This window comes from Candidatus Sodalis sp. SoCistrobi, assembly GCF_900143145.1.
GTDB lineage: Bacteria > Pseudomonadota > Gammaproteobacteria > Enterobacterales > Enterobacteriaceae > SoCistrobi.
Window position 1 is genome coordinate 1 of the sequence record NZ_FRDB01000345.1, and the last position, 1,817, is coordinate 1,817.

At 55.9% G+C, this 1,817-nt stretch carries 3 protein-coding genes; 2 read left to right on the forward strand and 1 reads right to left on the reverse strand.

Annotation, left to right across the window (positions count from 1 at the left end):
* Nucleotides 1-150 precede the first annotated feature (150 nt).
* Nucleotides 151-747: a uroporphyrinogen decarboxylase/cobalamine-independent methonine synthase family protein gene (locus CINSTRO3249_RS15560; protein WP_256381683.1), complete on the forward strand. Its 597-nt coding sequence runs from the start codon at nucleotides 151-153 to the stop codon at nucleotides 745-747.
* A 389-nt stretch (nucleotides 748-1,136) separates the two neighbouring features.
* Here CINSTRO3249_RS15560 and CINSTRO3249_RS15565 read toward each other — a convergent pair whose 3' ends face one another.
* The gene (locus CINSTRO3249_RS15565) at nucleotides 1,137-1,511 is read right to left on the reverse strand and encodes a hypothetical protein (RefSeq protein WP_254304384.1); all 375 of its coding nucleotides are present in this window, start codon (nucleotides 1,509-1,511) and stop codon (nucleotides 1,137-1,139) included.
* A 136-nt stretch (nucleotides 1,512-1,647) separates the two neighbouring features.
* Between CINSTRO3249_RS15565 and CINSTRO3249_RS15570 the strand changes: the two genes are divergently transcribed.
* Nucleotides 1,648-1,817 (forward strand): IS1 family transposase (locus CINSTRO3249_RS15570; RefSeq protein WP_143146886.1); only part of this gene is annotated, 170 nt, incomplete at its 3' end.

The following is a 1,817-nucleotide window of genomic DNA, read 5'->3' on the forward strand; positions in this document are numbered from 1 at the left end:
TGCTCATGCTGAGTTTCCAGCACTAGATTAACTGCCCGTTCACGGACTTCCGGAGAGTAACGTTTGGTCGTTGTCATAGAGACCTCCACTTTTAAAGTATAGACTCTAATTTATCCGGGGTGATTCAATCTCAGCGCCGTCTCCGAAGCGCTGCGCGTGGAGTACCAAACCATTATTGACGCCGGCTTCAGCGTTCAGATTGATGACCCCTTCCTGCCGGATTTATTTGCCGATCGCCACTTGGATAATGCGGCGATACACCGCCGTGCCAATGCCTATATCGAGATCCTGAACCATGCGCTGCGCGGTCTGCCGCAGGAGAAGATCCGTTACCATACCTGCTACAGTATCAATGAAGGACCGCGTATCCACGATGTCCCGTTCATCGAGTTCGTCCGCTTCATGTTGCGAATCAACGCCAGCGATTACTCCTTTGAGGCAGGTAACGTCCGTCATGAACATGAATATCACCTTTGGGAACAGGTTAAACTGCCGGAAGGGAAACGGCTTATCCCGGGGGTTATTTGCCACGCCAGTAATACCGTTGAGCACCCGGAATTGATCGCCGAACGCCTGGTACGTTTCGCCGAACGCGTGGGGCGTGAAAACGTGATAGCCGGCGTCGACTGCGGTTTTTCTTCGCAGGCCACCTACCGTACGGAGGTACACCCGACGGTGATTCGCGAGAAGTTCCGCGCGCTGCGCGCCGGGGCGGCACTGGCCAGCGAGCGTCTGTGGCGTCGATAATCCGGCAGGTGGGGGTGGTGAATGGCGGCCCTATTACCGGGCCGGCCAAGGACGACTGACCCGCCGATTTGACCTATCGGACACCTGCGGTATGCCTTCTGCCACCGGGCTGGTCAATGCCGACCCGTAACCTTGACCGGCGGGGCATGCCGCAGGATCCTGTCTGTCACTCTGCCGGCCGATAGATGCCGCCTTGCGATTCGACCGGCGCTAATAAATGCCGGCCGGCGATTAGACCGGTGTTGGTCATTGCCGCCGGGCGTTTCAACCGGCGATATTAATTGCCGCCCGGCGATTCGACCGGCGCCGATAGAGAGATGCCGCCTTGCGATTCGCCCAACGCTAATGATTGCCGCCGGGCGTTTCAACCAGCCTGCCGGTGCCGCACGTCAGGCGACCACCATCGACGATTTGCTATTCACCAATTCAAATAACACCACGGTGCGCGATGGGCAGGTGTAATGGTGGCCGAAATCGAAGGTGTGCTCGCTGATATCATCCGGTTGGAAGGTATCAAAGATATGGCGCCAGCCACGGCCGTGCGCGACCTCTGGCAGGGTGAACACCACATCTTCATGCGAGGCGCTAAACAGCAGCAGCACGGTGCTTTGCGACCCTACCCGCAGCAACCCGGTCGGCTGAGAGCGCCCATCCAGCAACATACCAATACTCTTCAGGTGCCCATCGCCCCAGGCTTCTTCATTCATCTCCTCGCCGCCGGGGTGAAACCAGGTGACATCTTTGATATTCAGCTTCTCATTCAATTTACCGCTAAGGAAACGGCCGCGGTGCAGAATGGGAAAACGCTTACGCAGGGCAATCAGACGGTAGGTAAACAGGATGGTAATGCCTTCAAATAGTTGACTTTTGTGATATTCTGCCTCTATTTGAGGTTTCCACGTGGTTACAGTTTCTGTTCATTGTCCTCGCTGCCATTCAGATGAAATTTATCGACATGGCCTTAGTCCAACTAAGCGCGAACGCTTCCGGTGTCAGTGCTGTCACCGTGTATTCCAGCTTACCTACCGCTATGAAGCGCGAAAGCCGGGAGTTAAAGAGCAGATCGTTGA